Annotated in this window: 22 protein-coding genes and 1 riboswitch; of the genes, 4 read left to right on the plus strand and 18 right to left on the minus strand. The window is 45.7% G+C overall.

Annotated features, from left to right (window positions below; translation table 11 throughout):
• The first annotated feature begins 5 nt into the window (after positions 1–5).
• The gene (gene glpK / locus V5G21_RS05520; protein WP_095317177.1) at positions 6–1502 is read left to right on the plus strand and encodes a glycerol kinase GlpK; all 1497 of its coding nucleotides are present in this window, start codon (positions 6–8) and stop codon (positions 1500–1502) included.
• Between the two features lie 47 nt (positions 1503–1549).
• Here glpK and ileS read toward each other — a convergent pair whose 3' ends face one another.
• Both ileS and V5G21_RS05530 read right to left on the minus strand, forming a co-directional pair.
• Positions 1550–4615, minus strand: coding sequence for an isoleucine--tRNA ligase (gene ileS / locus V5G21_RS05525; RefSeq protein WP_338465333.1), 3066 nt, complete (start codon positions 4613–4615; stop codon positions 1550–1552).
• Between the two features lie 408 nt (positions 4616–5023).
• Positions 5024–5935, minus strand: coding sequence for an SDR family oxidoreductase (locus V5G21_RS05530; RefSeq protein ID WP_338465334.1), 912 nt, complete (start codon positions 5933–5935; stop codon positions 5024–5026).
• Positions 5936–6026: 91 nt separating this feature from the next.
• Between V5G21_RS05530 and V5G21_RS05535 the strand changes: the two genes are divergently transcribed.
• Positions 6027–6992 carry a helix-turn-helix transcriptional regulator gene (locus V5G21_RS05535; protein WP_338465335.1) on the plus strand — a complete coding sequence of 322 codons (966 nt, stop codon included), beginning with the start codon at positions 6027–6029 and terminating at the stop codon, positions 6990–6992.
• A gap of 87 nt (positions 6993–7079) precedes the next feature.
• Positions 7080–7700, plus strand: coding sequence for a superoxide dismutase family protein (locus V5G21_RS05540; protein ID WP_338465336.1), 621 nt, complete (start codon positions 7080–7082; stop codon positions 7698–7700).
• Between the two features lie 137 nt (positions 7701–7837).
• Here V5G21_RS05540 and folD read toward each other — a convergent pair whose 3' ends face one another.
• The 4 genes from folD to V5G21_RS05560 all read right to left on the minus strand — a co-directional run bounded on the left by folD (position 7838) and on the right by V5G21_RS05560 (position 11197).
• Entirely contained in the window at positions 7838–8677 is an 840-nt protein-coding gene (gene folD / locus V5G21_RS05545; protein WP_011248227.1) for a bifunctional methylenetetrahydrofolate dehydrogenase/methenyltetrahydrofolate cyclohydrolase FolD, read from the minus strand.
• Between the two features lie 50 nt (positions 8678–8727).
• A riboswitch (ZMP/ZTP riboswitch) is annotated at positions 8728–8805 on the minus strand.
• Between the two features lie 109 nt (positions 8806–8914).
• On the minus strand, positions 8915–9838 hold the full coding sequence (locus V5G21_RS05550; protein ID WP_011248228.1) for a cation diffusion facilitator family transporter: 924 nt from the start codon (positions 9836–9838) through the stop codon (positions 8915–8917).
• A gap of 11 nt (positions 9839–9849) precedes the next feature.
• Complete coding sequence (locus V5G21_RS05555; RefSeq protein WP_035203133.1) at positions 9850–10155, minus strand: ArsR/SmtB family transcription factor; 306 nt, start codon at positions 10153–10155, stop codon at positions 9850–9852.
• A 136-nt stretch (positions 10156–10291) separates the two neighbouring features.
• Positions 10292–11197 (minus strand): LysR family transcriptional regulator, encoded by a 906-nt coding sequence (locus V5G21_RS05560; protein ID WP_011248230.1) that lies wholly within the window; start codon positions 11195–11197, stop codon positions 10292–10294.
• Positions 11198–11396: 199 nt separating this feature from the next.
• On the opposite strand from V5G21_RS05560, the gene gdhA reads away from it, so the two are divergent.
• On the plus strand, positions 11397–12779 hold the full coding sequence (gene gdhA, locus V5G21_RS05565) for an NADP-specific glutamate dehydrogenase (protein ID WP_051881171.1): 1383 nt from the start codon (positions 11397–11399) through the stop codon (positions 12777–12779).
• Between the two features lie 117 nt (positions 12780–12896).
• Here the strand turns inward: gdhA and V5G21_RS05570 are convergent, their stop codons facing one another.
• The 12 genes from V5G21_RS05570 to V5G21_RS05625 form a co-directional block, all read right to left on the minus strand.
• Positions 12897–13667 (minus strand): ABC transporter permease subunit, encoded by a 771-nt coding sequence (locus V5G21_RS05570; RefSeq protein WP_011248232.1) that lies wholly within the window; start codon positions 13665–13667, stop codon positions 12897–12899.
• Positions 13664–14614 carry an aliphatic sulfonate ABC transporter substrate-binding protein gene (locus tag V5G21_RS05575; protein WP_035203668.1) on the minus strand — a complete coding sequence of 317 codons (951 nt, stop codon included), beginning with the start codon at positions 14612–14614 and terminating at the stop codon, positions 13664–13666. The genes V5G21_RS05570 and V5G21_RS05575 overlap by 4 nt, the downstream gene beginning before the upstream one ends.
• A gap of 23 nt (positions 14615–14637) precedes the next feature.
• On the minus strand, positions 14638–15744 hold the full coding sequence (locus V5G21_RS05580; RefSeq protein WP_035203140.1) for an LLM class flavin-dependent oxidoreductase: 1107 nt from the start codon (positions 15742–15744) through the stop codon (positions 14638–14640).
• A 13-nt stretch (positions 15745–15757) separates the two neighbouring features.
• Positions 15758–16528, minus strand: coding sequence for an ABC transporter ATP-binding protein (locus V5G21_RS05585; RefSeq protein ID WP_035203143.1), 771 nt, complete (start codon positions 16526–16528; stop codon positions 15758–15760).
• Positions 16529–16553: 25 nt separating this feature from the next.
• On the minus strand, positions 16554–16904 hold the full coding sequence (locus V5G21_RS05590) for a hypothetical protein (RefSeq protein ID WP_095236587.1): 351 nt from the start codon (positions 16902–16904) through the stop codon (positions 16554–16556).
• A gap of 14 nt (positions 16905–16918) precedes the next feature.
• Complete coding sequence (locus V5G21_RS05595; RefSeq protein WP_035203146.1) at positions 16919–18223, minus strand: LLM class flavin-dependent oxidoreductase; 1305 nt, start codon at positions 18221–18223, stop codon at positions 16919–16921.
• A 25-nt stretch (positions 18224–18248) separates the two neighbouring features.
• Positions 18249–18794 carry an NADPH-dependent FMN reductase gene (ssuE, locus tag V5G21_RS05600; protein ID WP_035203148.1) on the minus strand — a complete coding sequence of 182 codons (546 nt, stop codon included), beginning with the start codon at positions 18792–18794 and terminating at the stop codon, positions 18249–18251.
• Positions 18795–18893: 99 nt separating this feature from the next.
• A complete protein-coding gene (locus V5G21_RS05605) occupies positions 18894–19793 on the minus strand; it encodes a LysR family transcriptional regulator (RefSeq protein WP_063608518.1) in 900 nt (299 codons plus the stop codon).
• 168 nt (positions 19794–19961) lie between these two features.
• Positions 19962–20561 carry an SCO family protein gene (locus tag V5G21_RS05610; protein WP_063608519.1) on the minus strand — a complete coding sequence of 200 codons (600 nt, stop codon included), beginning with the start codon at positions 20559–20561 and terminating at the stop codon, positions 19962–19964.
• A gap of 274 nt (positions 20562–20835) precedes the next feature.
• Positions 20836–21513, minus strand: a complete 678-nt coding sequence (locus tag V5G21_RS05615; RefSeq protein ID WP_063608520.1) for a DUF421 domain-containing protein — start codon at positions 21511–21513, stop codon at positions 20836–20838.
• 125 nt (positions 21514–21638) lie between these two features.
• Positions 21639–21842 carry an alpha/beta-type small acid-soluble spore protein gene (locus V5G21_RS05620; RefSeq protein ID WP_011248242.1) on the minus strand — a complete coding sequence of 68 codons (204 nt, stop codon included), beginning with the start codon at positions 21840–21842 and terminating at the stop codon, positions 21639–21641.
• 137 nt (positions 21843–21979) lie between these two features.
• On the minus strand, positions 21980–22183 hold the full coding sequence (locus V5G21_RS05625; RefSeq protein WP_035203155.1) for an alpha/beta-type small acid-soluble spore protein: 204 nt from the start codon (positions 22181–22183) through the stop codon (positions 21980–21982).
• Positions 22184–22274 lie beyond the last annotated feature (91 nt).

A 22274-nucleotide genomic window follows, 5' to 3' on the forward strand; every position in this document is an offset into this window, starting at 1 on the left:
TATTGATGAAAAACCCATACATTTTATCCATCGATCAAGGAACAACTAGTTCACGCGCGATTTTATTTGACAGCCAAGGAGAAATCAAAAAAACGGCGCAACGGGAATTCACCCAATACTTCCCAAATCCAGGCTGGGTAGAGCATAATGCCAATGAAATTTGGACATCCGTTCTTGCCGTCATCGCTGAAGTCTTTTCCGAGTCCGATGTTGAGCCAAAAGATGTGGCTGGAATTGGCATTACAAACCAACGGGAAACAACAGTCGTATGGGATAAACACACAGGAAAACCGATATACAATGCTTTGGTTTGGCAATCACGGCAAACTGAAAAGATTTGCGCTGATTTGCGGGAAAAAGGGTTGAACGAGACATTCCGTAAAAAAACGGGCTTATTGCTTGATCCTTATTTCTCTGGCACAAAAGTAAAATGGATTCTTGACCATGTAGATGGCGCAAGAGAAAAAGCTGAAAAAGGCGACCTGTTGTTTGGCACAATTGATTCATGGCTCATTTGGAAACTAAGCGGCGGCAAAGCTCATGTGACCGATTATACAAATGCAGCTCGGACGCTTATGTACAATATCCACGAGTTGAAATGGGACGACGACCTGCTCGAACTGCTCGATGTTCCAAAGCAAATGCTGCCGGAAGTCCGCTCCTCTTCTGAAGTATACGCCACAACCGTTGACTACCATTTCTTTGGGGAAAATGTGCCAATTGCTGGCGTCGCCGGTGACCAGCATGCGGCTTTGTTCGGGCAAGCGTGTTTTGAAAAAGGAATGGTTAAAAACACTTACGGCACTGGCTGTTTTATTTTGATGAATACAGGAGAACAAGCGGTTGAGTCGAAAAACGGGCTTTTGACAACACTGGCATGGGGAATTGATGGAAAAGTTGAGTACGCCCTTGAAGGCAGTGTATTTGTTGCCGGTTCGGCAATTCAATGGTTACGGGATGGCCTTAAAATTATTGAAAATGCCCCGCAAAGTGAAGCGTTAGCGACACGAGTAACGTCCGCTGATGGTGTCTACTTAGTCCCTGCATTTGTTGGCCTAGGTACCCCATATTGGGACAGCGAAGCAAGAGGCGCCATGTTTGGGTTAACCCGTGGCACAGAGCGTGCTCATATTGTCCGTGCCACGCTGGAATCACTTGCTTATCAGACAAAAGATGTGATGGCAGCAATGGAACAAGACGCTGGCATGGAATCGAAAAAGCTTCGTGCCGATGGAGGCGCTGTTGCTAATGACTTTTTAATGCAATTCCAAAGCGATCTCCTTGATGCACCCGTTGAAATTCCTTCCGTTACAGAGACGACGGCGCTTGGTGCTGCCTATCTAGCTGGCCTCGCTGTTGGCGTCTGGAAAAGCAAAGAAGATATCGCCCGCAAATGGAATATGGACCGGTCATTTGAACCAAAAATGAACGCCGATGAGCGAGATGCGTTATACAAAGGCTGGAAAAACGCCGTTAACGCAACGATGGCATTCAAGCCGTGAATTAAAAAAAGACACCCAGCACATGCAATCGCTGCATGTGCTGTTTTTTAGCTTCCAATATACAACCCAATTGGGCGGCCTTCCACGTCTAACGGTTTCATCCCTTCCTTGCTCTCAAAATAAACCTGTCGCAACACAATGCCTTTATCGAGCAAGCCTTTGAACTTCTCTAATATCGCTTGTTCAGGTGGCTGAACGTCTAAATACAAATCGATACGTTGATTCACAGAAAAACCTAACTCCTTACGGTATGCTTGCACGGCGCGCACCAGTTCGCGGACAAACCCTTCTTCTAGCAATTCAGTGGTCATCCTTGTATCAAGCAACACCGTAAAGTCGTTTCCTTCAGCCAATACATAACCTTCTTGCGCCCGCCTTTCAATGTGAACATCTCCATGCTCTAGCAACGTCCCATCTTGTAAACGACATTCTCCTTTTTCTAGAAAACGTGCCTTTTCAGCATCTGTTAACCGATCAAGTTGCTGCTTCACGAAAGCAATGTTCTTCCCAAATTTCGGTCCAGCTACAGCAAAGTTCAAGTTTAAATGGATCGACATTAAGCCGCTCGTCTGTTTATGAAAGACCACTTCTTTTACGTTTGTTTCTTCTTGAATGATGGGCCCATACTTCTCTAGTTTGGGTGACACGGATACAGACGTTTCCATTACGACCAGTGTTTGTAGCGGTTGCTTTGTTTTTAATGCTGCTTTATTGCGGGCAAAACGGGCTCTTTCAACAATTTGCAACACCCATGCCATTTCATCTTCCATCTCTTGATCGATTAGCGAGTCGTCAGCTTGCGGGTAGTCCGATAAATGGACGCTGTCCCCTTTCAACTCGCTGTATACCTCATCTGCTACAAAAGGGGCAAATGGGGCAATAAGTTGAGCTGTTTTTGTAAGCACATGATACAAAGTAGAGTAAGCTGCCTTTTTGTCTTCATTCATCCCGCTCGCCCAAAACCGCTGGCGCGTTCGACGGATATACCAGTTGCTCATTTCATCAAGGAAAGTTGCCGTTAAACGCGCCCCTTTTGTTAAATCATAAGTCTCTAAACTGCAGGTTACTTCTTTTATGAGCGAATGCAGCCTAGATACAATCCAACAATCAAGCAACGAATCAGCTTTACACCAATGTTTATCTGGGTCAAAACCGTCTATTTCTGCATACAAGTTGAAAAAAGCGTGTGCATGGCGCAACGTATCGATTACTTTTGATTTTGCTTGGCTGACAGTCTGCTTCGAAAACCGTTTGTTGTGCCATGGAGCGCTATCGGCAAGCAAAGCCCAGCGCAACGCATCTGCACCATATTCCTCAATTAACTCAAGAGGATGAAGAACGTTGCCTTTGCTTTTCGACATCTTCTGGCCATGTTCATCTAAAATGTGACCTAATGACAACACTCGCTTGTACGGAGCAACGCCTTTATAGAGAGTGGAAACAGCGAGAAGACTGTAAAACCAGCCCCGTGTTTGATCTACACCTTCAATCACAACATCAGCCGGAAACTGCTTGTGATAACAGTCTTGATTCTCAAAAGGATAGTGGTACTGGGCAAATGGCATCGCCCCACTATCAAACCACACATCGATCACTTTTTTTGTCCGTTCCATTTGTCCCCCGCAAGTACAAGCAAATTGAACGTCATCGACATATGGTTTATGGAGTTCAAACCCTTCTCCTAACTCTGTAATAGCCCATTGACGCAGCTCTTGTAGTGAGCCAGGCGCTTTTTCGCGGCCACACGTTTGGCAAACCCACACATTTAAAGGCGTGCCCCAAAAACGATTTCGGCCGATGTTCCAATCGACCATGTTCTCTAGGAAATGGCCAAAGCGCCCATCTTTTATATGGCCAGGATACCATTCCACTCCTTGGTTATTTGCTTGCATTTGTTCTTTTACAGCCGTTGTGCGGATAAACCACCCTTCCATCGCGTAATAGAGCAACGGACTGTCACAACGCCAACAGTGGGGATAACTGTGCTCGTATTTTTCTTTTGCATACAACCGTCCCTTCGCGGCCAGCATTTTAATGATGTCTACGTCTGCGTCTTTCACAAACCGCCCTGCAAGCGGCCCAAATTCTTGTTTATATCGTCCTTTTTCATCGACGACATGAATGAAGTCAAGGCCATTTTCCAAAACGGCATTGTAATCTTCCTCACCGTAACCAGGGGCAATATGGACTAAGCCTGTTCCGCTTTCTTCTGTCACAAAACTTGCGGCAATGACTTGATGGCCTTTCTCAATTTCCGCTTCAGCAAAAGGCGCTTCATAGGCGGTTCCAACAAGTTCTTCTCCTAATATGCGTTTCTGTACATCAAAATCATTGCCAAGTACGGCCTTTGCACGTGCTGCGGCAACAATATACACGTCGTTCCCTTTTCTTGCTTGCACATACTCTTGTTCTGGATGAACGGCAATTGCGACATTTCCTGGCAGTGTCCACGGTGTTGTTGTCCAACCAAGCAAATAGTGATTTTCTCTGCCCTTTATTGGAAACTTGGCTGTTGCCGATAAGTCCATTACTTGTTTATACCCTTGAGCGACTTCATGAGAGCTAAGTGACGTCTCACAATGGGGGCAATAAGGAACAACCCGGTGTCCTTTGTACAACAGCCCTTTTTTATGGATGGCAGCTAAAATATGCCAAACGGACTCGATATAATCATTTGTTAACGTAATATAAGGGTCATCCATGTCCACCCAGTAGCCAAGGGCTTCCGTAAATTGGCGCCACTCGCGCTCGTATGAAAACACGCTCTCCTTGCATTTGCGAATAAAGTTTTCTACTCCATAAGCTTCAATCTCATCTTTGCCGCGAATGTTCAATTGTTTTTCCACTTCCAATTCTACTGGCAACCCATGTGTATCCCAGCCAGCTTTCCGCAACACTTGATAACCTCGCATCGTTTTATAACGAGCAATGAAGTCCTTAACTGTCCTTCCTAATGCATGGCCCGCGTGTGGCAGTCCATTTGCAGTTGGCGGCCCTTCATAAAAGACAAATGTTTTGTGGCCTTCGCGGTTAGCCACTGATTTCTGGAATGTTCCCTCTTTTGTCCATCGCTTTCGTAGCCGTCGTTCCTGTTCAACCACCTTTTCCTTCATGCCGTTCTCACCTCTTTTTCAAAATAAAAAAACTCGGTCCTGACGTAGGACCGAGTTGTATACCATTATTATACACTCATACAAGCCATGCAAAAACATCGCTAAAATCGATTCACTACGTACCATCATACGCGTCCAGGATATCGGTTGAATGCCGTCAAAGCTTAAAAACATGTTCAGCTTTGCTTCTCGGAGAGGATTTTCATCATGGCCTTACCATTGGCTCTCAGCAAACGCCAACTCTCTGGAGATAAGGGACCCATCACTACTCGTTCTCGTCATTGAATTTCGTATGAAATTTCTTTTGATTATATTGAAAACAATCATAAAAGTCAATCCGCTTATACCTAAGTTGACCCAATGTCCACTCTAACGGCAACGCTGGACAACTTTGCTTCCATGACACGGTTAACGATAACCGCTCACATCTGCTGGCTTTCCAGCTTCTTGGACTTCGAGCAAATAGCGAAAACAATCTGGCTGTGAGCCATCGACATCGGTAAAGTGATAGACTTTTGCTAATTCCCCACTTGAAAGCGACTTGCCATTCCAACGGTGCCTGTCTCCATCGGCAGCGAGGGCCGTGATCGCCCTGCCGATAAAACGGGGTGTTTCTGAAATGGCGAAATGAGGATCTGTTTTCAGGCCGTCGCGCCACGTTTCTTCCGTGACACCAAACACCTCAAGCATCATTTCTGATCGGAGCCATCCTGGAGTGAGCGATACAGCCGTACAATGGTGCGGAGCAAGCTCGTGAGCAAGACCCTCGGCTATGCGGATAATGGAACTTTTGGCCAAGTCATAAAACATCGAGAGGCGGTAATGAGTATCGTTGTAGGCTTTCGTTCCGTCTGTTACTTCGACCACAAGCCCGCCCTTTTGTTTAATTAACAACGGGAGCAAATAATGGTTTGTGATTAAATGAGTATCAATGGCTAGTCGCAACAGACGAAACCCTTTTTCAAGCGACAGCTCCCAAATAGGAACATGCCATTCCGTCAGTAACTCCCCACCCCAAATATCATTCACAAGAATATCTAATTTGCCGTGGTCTGACTTGATTTTATTCGCTAACGCTTCCACTTGCTCTGGCACCAAGTGATCGGTTTGGACAGCAATCCCTTTGCCACCAGCTTTTGTTACTAGTTCAGCTGTCTCTTCAATCGTCTCAGGCCGGTTGTATTCCGACGTTTCTGTCCTTGTTGTCCGGCCAGTCACATAAACGATTGCACCGGCTGCGCCAAGCTCAATGGCAATCCCACGCCCTGCCCCTCGCGTACCGCCAGCTACGAGCGCTACTTTGTTTGATAGAGCATTCATTTGCATATTCCTCCTTCCTCATGTATGTTTACTATATCCACTAAAGTTGACACCTAATGTCATATATAAAAAAGAAAAAGGCGTGGTTGAAATGAGAGCTGAAAGACTCTTATCAATCGTATTGTTGTTGCAAAACCGAAAAATCATTTCGACAAAAGCATTAGCCGAGGAACTTGGCGTTTCAGAGCGGACGGTCCACCGCGATATGGATGCATTAAGCAGTGCAGGCATTCCTGTTTATGCGGAGCGTGGAAAAACGGGAGGCTGGAAGCTTCTAGATGGTTACAGAACACAGTTGACTGGTCTAACAAAAGAGGAAGTAAAAACGCTGTTTCTTTCCCCACCAATCGACTTGCTTGGCGACTTAGGCTACACAAAAAACTGGCAAGAAGCGCGCGAAAAATTGCTGGCTTCTTTATCCTCTGCCGCCTCTGTTGACTTTGCCGACGCACAAAACCGCATCTACATTGACGCTAGCACTTGGCGTGGCAAAAAAGAAACCGTCGAGGCATTCAGTTTGCTTAACCAAGGGCTGTGGGAACAGCGCGCCCTGTCTATCTCTTATGAAAAATACGGGTCTGCTGCATCAGAACGTGAAGTGGAGCCTTTAGGGCTCGTCGCCAAAGGCAGCACTTGGTACTTGATCGCAGCTGAACAACAAGAACTGAAAACATTTAGGGCGTCGCGGATTCGTTCGGCGCAGCTTTTGCCAAAGCGGTTTGAACGGCCAGAAAACTTCGATTTGGCCCGCTACTGGCATGACTCAAAAAACGCGTTTATTCGAACACTGCCTTCCTATGAAGTTAACCTTCTCATTGCCTATGAACAAAAAGATATGTTGCACAACTCAGGCCGTTATGTCCGTGTGCTCGACCTCTATGAATCAGGCGAAGACGGCTGGCTAACTGCTAGGCTGTCTTTTGATACAAAAGAGGAGGCAGCAGCCTATATTGTTGGCTTCGGAAACAAGGTGAAAATGATTTCCCCGACCGAGTTAAAAAAACACGTTTGGATGATTGCCGAACAAGCCTTAAAAGCCCATGCTGATATTGGCTGATCTCATTTTTGTTTTCGACGTTTTAAAAAGAGGAATTTGTGATATAGTCCTGTAGCACATGAACATTCCAAGGAGGGGGACGAAAACATGCAGTTCCGTAAAGCAGTAGGGGTATGCGCAGCAGCAGGAATGCTGGTGGCGTGCGGAAATGACCAGATTGACTTGCCAGAAGAAGGGGACAATGGCATGGCTCCTGACAATGGCGGGCAAGAACAAGCCGACGCCTTTGCTGAATTAAACGACGAGCAAGGAAGCCGTGTGGGCGATGTGTCTTTTTTTGAACAAGGCGAAAACAAAACAAGGGTCGATGTGACTGTTGATGGGCTTCCTCCAGGATACCACGGCTTTCACGTCCATGAAGAAGCAGCCTGTGACGCGGATAACAACGAAGGGCCTTTTCAATCAGCAGGTGGGCATTTCCATGATGAAGACGGGGCGCATAGCGGTCATAGTGGCGACATGCCACCTCTCTATGTAAGCGAAGATGGCAGTGCCTTTTTATCGTTTACGACCGACCGCTTTACTCCAACTAATTTGGCAGATGAACGGGCTGTCATCGTCCATGCCGATCCTGACAACTTTGGCCACATTCCTGAACGCTATGTAGCCGAAGGTGAAGAGGAAGGCGGCCCTGATGCAGATACGGAAGCTACCGGCGATGCTGGTGATCGGATTGCATGTGGCATCGTTGTCAGTGAGGCACCGTAGGGCAATTGCGGCATCATTCGAACTTTATCTATCGTCTGAACGCCCGTTGCGTTTCCCGCAACGGGCGTTCTTTTCGTGTAAATGACCGATACATCAGCTGGCATACAAGTTCGAGCTTGTTTGCCGTTTATATGAAGTTAGACAGATCGCTCAGCCGCCTCAACCGTATGTTTCAGCAACATTGAAATCGTTACAGGGCCTACACCGCCAGGTACAGGCGTGATCGCTGAAGCGCGTTGGGCGCATCCGTCATACTCACAGTCGCCAATATTGCCTTTATTGTAACCGGCATCGAGGACAACAGCCCCTGATTTTATCCATTCTCCTTGAATAAAGTTGGGCTTGCCGACAGCTGCAACCACGATGTCAGCCTTCTCGACAAAATCACTTACGTTTTCCGTGCGCGAATGGCAAATGGTCACCGTTGCATTGCGGTTCAACAACATTTGCGAAACCGGTTTTCCAAGAATCGGGCTGCGGCCAACGACAACAGCATGTTTGCCTTCGATTGGCAACTGGTAATGGTCAAGAATAGCGAGAATCGCAGCCGGTGTGCAAGAGGGATAATGGGCAAAACCAAACGCATTTTGGGCAAAGCCTAGCGTTGTGACGCCGTCAACATCTTTTTCGATCGCAATTTCATCAAATGCAGCACGTTCATCAATTTGGCTTGGGACTGGATGTTGCAGTAAAATCCCGTGGACGCTGCTGTCGTTGTTTAACTCGCGGATGACGGCAAGCAATTCCTTCGTCGTTGTCTCTTTAGGAAGCTCGATTTTTTTCGATTCAATGCCGAGGCGTTTGCAGGCATTGCCTTTCATCCGTACATACGTTGCAGAAGCGGGATCATCGCCAACAAGAATGGTCGCAAGGCACGGGCGTACCCCTTTTTGTTCTAAGGCTGCGACTTGCAATGCTAGTTTGTCTTTTATTCGTTTAGAAACGTCATTTCCATCCAAAATCATAGGCTCTGCCACCTAAAACCATCCTTTCTTTATTCGGAACATATAAGGAAGACTTCCTATTCTTCCTTTGCCCAGGCGCACGGCTTTGATCCGTATGCTCCCTTGTGGTTATCCACTTCGCGCCAGTCACATACAGATTCATGGTATAATTCGTTCCTATTGTAACACAAATGACGGGCGCTTAGATAAATATCCGAACAAATTTTACATTTTGGCAGATTTCGTCCGTAAATTCTCCCCTTCTTCCCATTAATTACACGAGTGGTTGCATTGCTTTTCTTCGCCTTCCAGTTGAAGCGTTGTATGGTGGATCCCGAAACGGTCATGGAGAAGACGCTTTGCTGTTTTCAACAAGTCGTCGCGGTCAATACCGTGTCCAACGACTACATGTGCCGTCAATGCTGGAAAATCAGACGTAATCGACCATGTATGCAAATCGTGGATGCTTAAAACGCCAGGCAGCGATTGCAATTCGTTTTTCACCTCGTCAACATCCACAGATGCCGGTTTGCCTTCCATAAGCACATGGACCGAATCCCTCGTCACTCTGAAGCCACTGACTAAAATCAACGCCGCTACAAGCAGGCTGGCAATTGGGTCTGCTATTGACCAGCCGAAAAAAAGCATCAGGAGGCCGGCGGCAATTGCGCCAACAGAACCGAGCAAATCACCAAGTACGTGGAGAAATGCGCCACGCATATTCAGATTTCCTTTCACATCAGAACCGCGCATAAGAATCCAAGCGACAATCATGTTGATAAGCAAACCGCAAACAGCAACAACAAGCATACCAACACTTGCCACTTCTGGTGGCTCGGCAAAGCGTGTTATTGCTTCGTAGATGATATAACCGGAAATGCCAATCAATGTTAAGCCATTTATAAATGCTGCCAAAATTTCAAAGCGCTTGTAGCCATATGTTTTCGAGTTGCTCGCTGCTCGTTCCCCGTATTTGAATGCGGCTAGTGCAAGCCCTAAGGCAACCGCATCGCTTAACATATGGCCAGCATCAGCCAAAAGCGCCAAGCTATTTGTGAGGATGCCGCCAATAACTTCAACAATCATAAACAGGGTAATAAGCACAAAAGCAATCAGTAGCACTTTTTTATTGTTCGTGTGAATGTGGCTATGGCCAACTCCATGAGAATGGCCGTGATCATGGGAATGTCCCATCCTAACCCCTCCTAATCATGTTTGGCATGTTGGATCGTCTTTTCTAGTATTTCCATTACATGCTCGTCTTCTGGCGAATAATACATGGCCGTTCCTACTCGCCGCGACTTTACCAACCGCAAATTCTTAAGAAAACGAAGCTGATGGGACACATTTGATTGGCCAAGCGCCAACGCTTCTACAATCTCGCCAACAGCACATTCTTTTTCAGCAAGCAAATGCAAGATTCGTATCCGTGTTGGGTCGCCAAGCGCTTTGAATGTTTGCGAGACTATAAACAACGTTTCTTCATCTAAATCAACATAGTTGCTTTCCATCTCCATACCCCCTATATATGATTATATGTTCATATTATAATTTAATTGTCTTTTTTTCAACCTATTTTTTTTACTATCCAACTGTGGACACCTATATTCCCATAAACGTGGACTTTGGGGGCAAAAAAACAAGCATTCAATCTTTAAAATGATTCAGCTTCGTAAAAAACTCCTGCAAAAATTCATAAAACAACTCTTCGGTTGGCAACAGCCCTCGCTCCGTCGGTGTAATGACTCCAACGGTTCGCGTGACATTCGGTTCACTTAACGGGATTTTTACAGTTGAGCGCGGCGTATTGTCAACGAGTGTGACTTCCGGCATTAATGTGACGCCAAGACCAGCCGACACTAAGCCTTTTAACGCATCAATGTCGTCTCCTTCAAAAGCAATTTGCGGGACGAAGCCTATTTCGGAACAGGCATTAATGACAAGGTCCCGAAAAACAAACCCTTCTGGCAACAAAACAAACGGATCATTTTTTAAATCAAGCAAATTGATTTCGGCGCTTTTCGCTAATGGATGGTGTATTGGTAAAAGAGCGACAATCCTTTCTGCAAACAAAATTCGAGGGGTGATTTTCTTTTCTTCCATCGGCACTGGGCCAATCAGCGCCATATTGTAATCCCCTTTAATAACCCCGTCTATTAATTCACGATAAAGCCCCTGTTTGAGCTGGAATTTCGCTTCTGGGTACTGCTTTCGAAACGCATAGATCGCTGTCGGCAATGTATAAGCAGCCAAACTGATAGGGAAAGCAACGCGAATTGTTCCCTTTTTCGGATCGAGATACTCCTGAACTTCCCGTTTAGCATCATCAATCACATTCATAGCATGTTTAATTCGCTCTAAAAAAATTTTACCGATTGGTGTCAATTTCACCCTCCGGCCTTCTCGAATAAACAAATCGACGCCTAATTCGCTTTCTAAATTAAAGATCTGTCTACTGACGGCAGACTGTGCGACATGCAAGGCCGCTGCAGCTTCGGTGACATGCTCCCGTTTCGCTACTTCCATAAAATATAGCAACTGTCTGATTTCCATCGCAGCTCTCCCTTTCATTCATCTAAAAAAGGCATTAAATCCATCAGTTATTAATATTGATTAGATGATTCACTTAATTATAAAATACTTGATAGCAGATAGCGAATCCTGTTTCAAAAGGGCAGTCTTCTATGCCAAGACCTTGAAAACGATTTCATTTCCATAGATTGGATTCAGACTGAATGGGGAGGCCATATCAATGAACGTATTGGAAAAAGAGAAAGGAACGTATACGAGTGACGTGCACGAATATGTTCAACACGTCTACGAAACAGTAAAACAGCGGAACCCATATGAAAACGAGTTTCATCAAGCAGTCAAGGAAGTGTTGGACTCGTTATTGCCTGTCCTTGCTAAGCGCCCACAGTATATTAGACAAGCTATACTTGAACGAATCGTGGAGCCAGAAAGAATGATCTCTTTTCGCGTTCCGTGGGTCGATGACCAAGGAAATGTCCAAGTAAATCGTGGTTTCCGAGTACAGTTCAACAGTGCTTTAGGCCCGTATAAAGGCGGGTTGCGGTTTCACCCTTCCGTCAATACAAGCATCATTAAATTCCTCGGGTTTGAACAAATCTTCAAAAATGCACTGACAGGCCAACCGATCGGTGGCGGAAAAGGCGGTTCAGACTTCGATCCAAAAGGAAAAAGCGATGGCGAAATCATGCGCTTTACGCAAAGTTTCATGTCTGAACTGAGCAAATACATTGGACCAGATACCGATGTTCCGGCAGGAGACATTGGTGTAGGTGCCAAGGAAATTGGTTATATGTTTGGTCAATATAAAAAAATGCGCGGTCGTTTTGAAGCAGGCGTCCTGACCGGAAAAGACATCGCTTACGGCGGAAGTCTTGCCAGAAAAGAAGCGACAGGTTATGGAACGGTTTATTTCGTCGAAGAGATGCTTAAAGAAAAAGGCCATAGTTTCGCAGGAAGCACCGTTGTCGTGTCAGGGTCAGGGAATGTATCGATCTATGCGATGGAAAAAGCCATGCATCTTGGCGCGAAAGTGGTCGCCTGTAGCGACTCAGAAGGCTATATTTACGACAAACGCGGCATTAACTTGGAAACGGTCAAACGTTTGAAGGAAAGCGAGAAAAAACGGATTAGCGAATACGTAAACGAACACCCACAAGCTCACTTTTTCCAAGGTTGCTCAGACATTTGGTCTGTGCCTTGTGATATTGCTCTTCCTTGTGCCACGCAAAATGAAATTGACGAAAACGCGGCGACCGTTTTAGTCTCCAACGGCGTAAAAGCAATTGGCGAAGGAGCCAATATGCCTTCAACGCTAGAAGCGGTAAACGTGTTTCACGAACATGGTGTTCTGTTTGCTCCAGCAAAAGCGGCGAACGCAGGCGGCGTTTCTGTCTCTGCTTTAGAAATGGCGCAAAACAGCGCCCGGCTTTCTTGGACGTTCGAAGAAGTCGACGCGAAGCTCCAAGACATTATGAAGACCATTTACAGAGATTGTATAGAAGCGGCAAAAGAGAACGATGCTCCTGGCAACCTAGTAGTGGGCGCTAATATTGCTGGCTTTGTTAAAGTAGCCGATGCGATGATCGCACAAGGAGTAATATAAACACATAAACGCCCAACGAAACAAGCAGCTTGTTTTGATTAAAAACGAGCTGCTTGTTGGTTTTAAACTTTGGACGTTTTTCTCTTTGTGTGATAGACCCATTTTTAGTCAAATGGGTCAACGGTAAGCTGGGTTCCAGCGCAGCAGCCGCTTTTCGGCAAACGTTGCCAACGTATCTGCCAGCTTCCCTAAAAGCGCATAAAGGAGAATGGCTAAAATGATGACATCCACTTGCATAAACTCTCTTGCGTTCATCGACATATAACCGATTCCTGAAGTGGCGGCAATCGTTTCGGCAACAATAAGTGTTACCCACATCACGCCTAAAGCGTAACGAATGCCAACTAAAATGGATGGCAGTGCTCCAGGAAAAATCACTTTAGTGAATAACTTCCATTTTGATAATCCATACATTTTGCTCATTTCTAGCATATTTTGGTCAATCGAGCGAATGCCATGGAACGTGTTAATGTATACAGGGAACAACACACCGACGGCCACAAGAAAGATTTTGGCACTTTCGCCTACCCCCATGTAAATGACGACAAGTGGAATTAGTGCAAGGTTTGGCACATTCCGCAACATTTGGATGGTACTATCTAAATACTTTCTTGAAAATGGGGATAAGCCATTGGCAATGCCAAGCAAAAGGCCAAGCCCGCCTCCTATGATAAAGCCTGCCAACGCTCGATAAAAACTGGTTGCCATGTGGCTAACCAGTTCCCCATTCGCAATCATCCGCCACGCTGCTTGGACGACCTCCAAAGGGCTTGCAAGTAAATGGGAGAACAAACCGTAAACGCTCATAAACTGCCAAGAAAGGAGTAACAAGAGGGGCACAATCCATGGCGCTACTCCATCTTGGTACCATTGTCGCCAACTGTTCATTCACTTTCCTCCTCTCGATCCCAGACATAATCAACAATGGACACTTCATCTTCTAGCAAACCGATGGCCATTAAATCATCCGCCTGTTCTTGGAGGTCAAATACTGCCTCCTCATCAATAAAGTCAGGAACATGATCGAGACGGTTTAAAATGCCAATCCACGTATCTTGCGGCAATCCAGTCGCTTTTTCCATAATCGCTGCCGCCTCGCTTGCGTCGCTTTCAATCGTAGTCCCTACCCGTTGCAAAGCCTCGACATACGCCAGTACCGCTTCTGGATGTTGATCGGCAAAATCACTGTTGGCAAAGTAAAAGGATCGATAGGAAGCAAGGCCGTCCGCCGTCGCAATGACATGATTGCCTTTTTCTTCAGAGACAGCTAAATACGGATCCCATGTGACCCATGCATCTACATTCCCTTGTTCAAAAGCCAAATTTGCATCGGCTGGCCCTAGATACACAGGCTCTATATCTGCAAAAGTCAGCCCAACCGAGTCTAATGCTTTATACAACAAATATTGGGAGATTGATGCTCGGTTAAAGGCGATCCGCTTCCCATCTAAATCTTCCACGCGATCGATGCCTGAATCGGGGCGGACTAAAATGCCTTCACTGTAAGGGGCATTATCCGTAGCGGCAATGTAATCGATCGGCTGCCTGTTGGCAATGGCATAAATGGAAGGCGTATCCCCGGCATTGGCAAGGTCTGTGCTCCCACTCCCTAATGCTTCAAGTGTAGAGCTGCCTGTATTAAATTCTGCCCATTCAAGGGAATAACCCAAATCAGCCATTGTCCTCGCGAACGCCTCATCTTCTTTAAGAGACAGCGTTAACGCTCCTTTCTGGTAGCCAATTGTCACCGTTTCGCCTTTCTCCGCTGCCGCGCCAGGGTCATTGCACGCCGCCAACACTACCGCCACCCCAAACGAAAGTCCAAAAACTGCCATCTTTCTCAACAATGTCACCCCCTTTAATGTGGTACGGCGTGGGATAGGCGCTCATTTACACGCGGGATCACGTCTGCGCCAATTTCCGTTATCACTTCCAAATGGGGAAAACCGCGCAAAAGGACTTTGTCGAAGCCAAGACTGACAAATTCAACAACACGGTCAGCAATTTGATCTGCCGTGCCGACAAGGGCAATGGAATTGCCGGACAGTACTTGTGTCAATCCTGCCCACAAATTAGGGCCAATGACAAAATTGTCTTTACGGCTCGCTTCCATCAAATCATGAAGGCGATTAACACCGACAGAATCGCCTTTTGCCCTGTCCTGCTGTTTTTGTTCAAGGGCTTCTGGTGCTAAATGTTGAACGAGCGCATTCGCGTTTGCCCATGCTTCTGCTTCCGTTTTTCCGAGCACAACTTGAAAAGAAATGCTGTAGCTTGCTTGTCTGCCCGCTCTTGCGTAACGCGCTTTCATATCGTTAATTCGCTCCCGTGCTATTTCAAGCGGCTCGCCCCACATCATATATACATCAGCGACATTTGCCGCTACTTGTTTTCCCGTTTCCGAGGCCCCGCCAAAGAAAATTTTTGGACTGCCTGTTTGCTTTAATGCTGGAAACAACGTAGCGTTTTTTAACTCATAAAATTCTCCTGCGTGACTAACTTCTTTTTCTGAAAATAGACGCTTCAACACATGGATATATTCTTCTGTACGACGATAACGGTCATCATGAGGCAAAAAATCGCCATAGCCAGCCAGTTCTTTTGGCGAACCGCCTGTGACAATATTCACTTGCGCCCTGCCTTCCGACCAATTGTCGATTGTGGCAAATTGCTTAGCAAACGTCGTTGGCGACATGACGCCAGGTCGAACGGCAAATAAAAATTTCAATGATTGGGTGCAGTTAATCAAATTAGCAGCTACCGCTACTGAATCTAAACAGCCAGCGCCTGTTGGAAGCAATAGCGACGTAAAGCCGCCAGCTTCAGCTGCTTCGGCAATTGCCTTTATATAGGAAAAAGAAGGCTCACGCTGCGTTGTCCCTTTTGCCGTTGTCCAGCCAGCATTCCCAGTGGAAATGCTAGTGCCATCTCCTGAAGTGGGTGCCATTGTAATAAACTCAACCAATTCCTCATCCCCTTTAATTCGTTTGCTGCAAAAGCGGTTTCTCCGCCTGAATGCCTAATAATTCATTTAAGATCGTTTCCTGAATGTCAGCAAAACCTGGCGCCGTTGGTACACGGGGACGTGGCAATGAAACGTCTTTCGTCATCACAATTCTCCCCTCCTCAATCACGATGATCCGATCAGCAAGCATGACTGCTTCGCTGACATCGTGGGTGACGAGCAACGCTGTAAATCGATGTATAAGCCACAGTCTTTCAACCAACTGCTGCATCTCCATTCGGGTCAGTGCGTCTAAGGCTCCAAGAGGTTCGTCGAGCAACAGCAGTTTCGGTCCGCCTGCAAGGGCACGGGCTAGGGCAACGCGTTGTTTTTGCCCACCAGATAGTACAGCCGGCCAGTCATTGCCCCGACCATCCAAGCCGACATCTTTGAGAAGCGCCGCTGCTTGCCGTTGCCACTCTCCTTCGAGGCGGAGCCCAACGCCAACATTGGTTAGCACATTTTGCCACGGCAAAAGGCGCGAGTCTTGGAACATGAGACATGCTTGCTGATTGATGCCGTCGATCCGTTCTCCATTCTGCCTCACTTCTCCTGAAGTCGCCGTTTCAAGCCCCGCCACGTGCCGCAACAATGTGCTCTTGCCGCAGCCGCTTTTCCCTACTACAGCAACAAATTCGCCCCCATGTATGGTTGCATCTATGCCTTGAAGAACGTTTTTTTTGCCAAATTGCTTGTAGAGCTGATCGATCTCAATTGCCGCACCGTGTTGCAATTCGGTTGCCATATCCGTTATAAACCCCTTTCCTCTGTTAAACACTTGGGATAATTTCTTTTTTGGGCAGCTGGTCCGTCAAGGCAAATGGTTGGCTGATGATTTGGTTGAATGGGACCGGGCCAGGCAAAGAAATAAACGATAGCTGCTCTTTACGCGCAAACTTGTATGACTGTTCGCATAATGTTTCAGGCGGAGCTGCCAACGCATGGGCGCCCTGTTTAATAGCAAATTGGAGTGCAGCGGACCGTTTCCCCTCTTTTCGTTCTAAAGCTGGATTAGAGTAATCGTTGTAGCTCTTCGACAAGCTATCATAAACACGCAGAACGATCCCTTCTGTAATCGGGACAATGTCTTCTGATTCATTTAAAACAAAAGCGATTTTCATAGCTCCTCCTCCTTTTAAACTTGATGTTCATGTAAACCGAGATGAGACCGTAATGTTTCCCCTTCATAATCAAGGCGGAACAGCCCTCGTTGTTGCAAAATGGGAATAACCTGTTCGATAAATGTTTCCATTAAGCCTGGGTAATAAGGAAACATCAAATTAAAGCCGTCTGCTGCTTTTTCCCGAAACCATGTTTCCATGACATCTGCAATTTGTGTAGGGGAACCGCAAACAATATGGTGCCCTCTTGCCCCAGCAACACGCCGTGCCAATTGCAAAACAGTCAATTGCTCGCGGCTAGCAAGCTCGACAATTAGGTCACGCCTGCTTTGGTTGCCATTTGTAGGTGGCAAGTCAGCAATCGATAACGGTTGGTGAAGCTGGTTTCTCGAAAAAGATACTTTACCTAAGTAGTCTGATAAAAAAGCCAAACTCGTTTCCTCATCCAACAGCGACTGCAACTCTTCGTAAATCGCCTCCGCTTCTTCTTTTGAGTTGGCTGTTATCGGCGAAATGCCTGGCATCACGAGAACCTCTTCAGGCGGCCGCCCGGCGGCGGCGACTTGCTCTTTTACGTTACGGTAGAATCGCTTCGCCCCTTTTAAATGCTGTTGCGCTGTAAAGACAACCTCTGCGTATTGAGCTGCAAACTTAGTGCCATAAGTAGAGGAACCGGCTTGAATGAGAACAGGCTCCCCTTGCGGCAGCGCCGATGCATTTAAGGGGCCTTTGACTGAAAAATATTTGCCTTTATGATTGACGGCATGGACTTTGTTTGCGTCAAAGTAAACCCCTGTTTGTTGATTTCGGATGACTGCCCCTCTTTCCCAGCTACGCCACAGTTTTTTGGCCACTTCGACGAATTCAGCTGCTCGTTCGTAACGCTCGGCATGTGGCGGGTGAGGCAAATCGCCGAAGTTGTGCGCTTCCTCTTCGTAATAAGAGGTAACAATGTTCCAAGCAGAACGGCCATTACTTAAATGGTCGATTGATGCAAACTTGCGGGCGATATGAAACGGTTCATTATAAGTCGTGCTTGCGGTAGCGGCCAATCCAATTTTAGCTGTCGTCATTGCCAGGGCAGACACGAGCGTAAGCGGTTCGAATCGCACCAACTCAGACGGATGGCTTTTTTCTGTCAAAGACAGGGCATCACTAATGAACAACATATCAAGCTTCCCTTTTTCAGCTAACAGAGCCACTTGTTTATAAAAGTCGATGCTTTCGTAGGCATCAGCTGCTGCTTTAGGGTGGCGCCAAGCACCAATGTGGTGGCCAGCCCCCATTAAAAACACTCCAAGCTTCATCTTATTGCTCATAACGTTTCCTTCTTTTCTCATAAATTTAGTTGGTTATAAAGGCCGACTGCGCCGTTTTTTGAGCGAGACGCACTTGTTGTTCGAGTCGTTCATTCGCTTGTTCCATTAACACATATGTGCCTGATTCTTCTTGTTTTACGTCTTGATCGAGCACAAAAACACCGCTAAGAATGGTGGTCGCGCCTAAGGCCGCTAAAACAGGCTTAAGTGCGTAGTCAATTGCAAGAAGATGGCCAAAAGTACCGCCAATAGCTATCGGCAAAACGATTTTTTCGGAACATGCTTTTTGAGGCAACAAATCAAGGAACGTTTTTAAAATCCCACTAAATGACGCTTTATAAATCGGAGTAAACACAACAATGGTGCTCGCTTGTTCCACCTTCTGCTTCGCCTGTTGTACCGCTTCGCTTTTAGGGTTTGCCGCCAATAAGTCATTTCCAGGCAACTCATGAACAAAGATTGTTTCCACTTTTTCGCCGTACTCAGCGAAAACAGAAGAAGCCTTTTGCCATAAACCGATCAACCTGGACTGTTTGCTGTTTCCTCCATATATAAATACAGTCTTACCCACACAATCCCCCCTTTAAATTAAAGTGAACCTATCGGATTAATAATACTATAACGAAAGATAACGCTTTTGTATAATTGAAAAAAATGAAGTTTCTATTCATTATTTTTGAATTGGTTCCTTTTCATATCGGAGGTTTTTTTGAAGAATGCTTTTAAGCGATGTCGCTACTCTGCCAAACGGTTTTGTTTTATTTTCCGCAAGACCGACTAACAAATCTTCCTCAAACAGGCGGATCGCCTTCAAGACTGTTCCTTTTGGAGGAGGCATCACACAACGGATAGGAACCGCTGCTATCCCATATCCGGCTTGAACATAATGCTTTAGCGCCAACATATTGCTTATCTCCATTCGATAAGTTGGCCGCAGTCCACGATCCCGCATTTGCTTTTCAATGTTTCTCCTGAATGGACACGCAGCTGTTGTAATTAACATTGGCTCGTTTTCCAACTGGGGCAATGAAATGTCCTTCTCATTAGCAAGGGGATGGGCATCTGGCATTAATATGGCGACCTCTTCAGGAAATAGCGGCAAAAAGCCAACTGTCGTCGGCACATTCGCGGCTGTACAAATGGCCAAGTCAAGCTCATCGGCCTCAACCATCTCGATTAGCTTTCTGCTGCTTTCTATTTGGACGCTGACATTTACCCTCGGAAACTTTTTGTAAAACGGTGCGAGGGCGTAAGGCAAGCGATAGCTAGCTGCTGGTTCCATTGCACCAACCCGGATATGCCCAGCTTCTCCTTTTACTAATGCATCCATCCGTTCTTGTAATCGTTCAAATTCTTGAAGGAGCAAATCACCTTGTAAAGCGAGGAGACGTCCAGCCTCTGTTAATTGAAACGGCTTTCCACGTTCAATAAGAACCACTCCTAGCTCACTTTCCAGCTTTTTCATTTGCATCGTAATCGTCGATTGTGCGTAGGACAGCTCTTCTGCAGCTTTTTGAAAGCTGCCATGCTTGATAATCGTTTGAAAGGTCTTAATGCTTCTTAAATCCATAACCACCCTCCTTACATCATATAGTAGCTTCACAAAACATACTATTCAAGTATATATTATCAATTTACTATACTATAAATAAGCGTCGTGGTTAAAAAACGGAAAACCCAGCCAACATAAAAAAAGGCGAAATCGACTTCCCGATCGCCTTTCCTTCCTCTTATCCCGTTACTTCACTGTCCGTTGGATGTCTGCTTTAATGTCACTTAAGTCAGAAGCCAACCCATCATAGATCCGAACAACTTTCCCTTCCCCATCGATTAGAAAAAACCGGGTGCTATGCAGAAAATCGTCTTCTGTTTTTTCAACAGGTGCTTTAAACGAATCCAAAGCAAATGCTTGAATCTCCTCTAAATCATAACCTGTTAGGAAATCCCAGTACGCATCGTTTACACCAATGTTTTCCGTATACCCTTTTAAATGCTCAACCGTATCGTTCTCTGGGTCAATTGAAAATGAAACAAACGACAAATCCAAGTTTTCGGCAATTGCCATATCTTGCAACTCTCGCATATTAGGGGTCATAATTGGACAAACGGTCGGACAAGACGTGAAAATCATGTCAGCCAACCAATAGTCCCCTTCAAAATCGCTTAGCGATACTTCCTCCCCATTTTGATTAGTATAAGCAAAATCGGCAACTTCCAAATCTGCTTCGGTGGCGTCAAATTCGCTTTGCGCTCCGCCAATCTGGTAGATCCATCCACAGGATGACAAAAGTAAAAGTGCTGCAAAAGACAATACAGACAAGTATAGTTTATTGGTCATAAGTTCACCTCGGATAACCTTTCATCCTGCACATGATGTAAATCGCTTTCATCATAGTACAGTCTTGCTGGTTACGCAAGGGACCTGAACCATCTTCACATTTCTGTCAAATGAAAAGCCAAGTTGCCGTACTTACCTAAGTGTGGACAACAACTAAACAGACGTCCGCTAAAAGGGCTTTGTACTTGTGGCGTGGCCGGTGTTTATAAGGGCAATTGGCGTTTGCTTGTAGTTATGTGTTTTTAAAGCGAATGGAACACCGATGTTCTCATTCTTACATTTTTTCAATATAAACGCCCTCGTCTTGCTTCCATTCCATATAAAAAACGTCCTCGAATTTGTCGATCTGCTGCTGGTCAAGCTGTTTTTTGAGCCAGTTTTCGTTAAAGCCAGCTTTATGAAGGTTTTCCCAGTCAACGGCGCCATCATTAATAAACGTTACCGGCAAATAAACCGGTTTTTGAGGAACGTTTAAGTCTTCGTAAGTTGGTAGGTCGTACTGTGATTTCTTTAAAACACTAATGGTTCCATCGGTCTCTAAAATAGCGTGTTCGACCTCTCTGACGGAAAAAGCTTGTTGTTTACGCAACAAATGCTGAAGTTGGTTCATATCAAGTTTATTCTTTTTCATCTCGGCGCGATTTAAATGGCCATTTTGAATAATAATGGATGGGCTGCCTTCAAGAAGTTTTCGCGACTTCCGAAACTGCTGTGTGAGCCATTCTATAATATAAAGCAGAAGCCCCCATATAAAAATGGAGAACAGAATCGCGCCAATTTTGACTTTCTCATCATAGATGGCATTCCCTACAAGTTCCCCCAAAATGAGGGCTGAAATAAAATCAAATGGGGTAATTTGCGCAAACGATGTTTTTCCCATCACTCTTGTTAAAATTAGTAATGCAACTAGGCCAATTGCCAGTTCTACACTTGTTTGAAGTAGTTCTCCCACACTATCCCTCCATAGATCGGTTCTTTTAACAGTGTGTGTCAAACAGGAAACCGTTATCCTTCTTTTTTTCTCCAAGAAAAAAGGAAAGGCGGCATGAAGCCGCCTTTCAAGCCATCATATAGGGTTTAACGTTGTTGTCCGCCCATTTGCTGCTCTGCCATTTGAACGAGGCGTTTTGTGATTTCACCGCCTACAGAACCGTTTGCACGGGAAGTCGTGTCAGCGCCAAGGTTTACACCAAATTCGCTTGCGATTTCGTTTTTCATTTGTTCAAGGGCTTGCTCAGCACCAGGTACAACCAAGTTGTTTGAACTTCTGTTGTTTGCCATTGTTGTTTCACCTCCCTATAACACTAGAATGACCATTTGCTAAAGAACTATGTATGAGTATTTTTATCCTTATTTATCCATTTGTCATGCTTATATAAAAAGGCGGCTAGTAAGCCGCCTACGCCATGTGTATTGAATTAAAATTGCTTGCCACCGATTTGTTGTTCAGCCATTTGCACAAGGCGTTTTGTGATTTCTCCACCTACTGAACCGTTTGCACGAGAAGTGGTATCAGCACCAAGGTTTACGCCAAACTCGCTCGCGATTTCATACTTCATTTGGTCAAGCGCTTGTTCCACACCAGGAACAAGCAAGTTGTTTGAGCTTCTGTTGTCTGCCATATCGTTTCACCTCCTTGGGTTTGTACTTATAGAATGCCAAACAGCAAAAACGCCTATCCGAGGAATGATATGGAAAAGCACCATGATGAAA

The organism is Shouchella rhizosphaerae (genome assembly GCF_036700015.1).
In the GTDB taxonomy this organism is placed as follows: domain Bacteria; phylum Bacillota; class Bacilli; order Bacillales; family Bacillaceae_D; genus Shouchella; species Shouchella rhizosphaerae.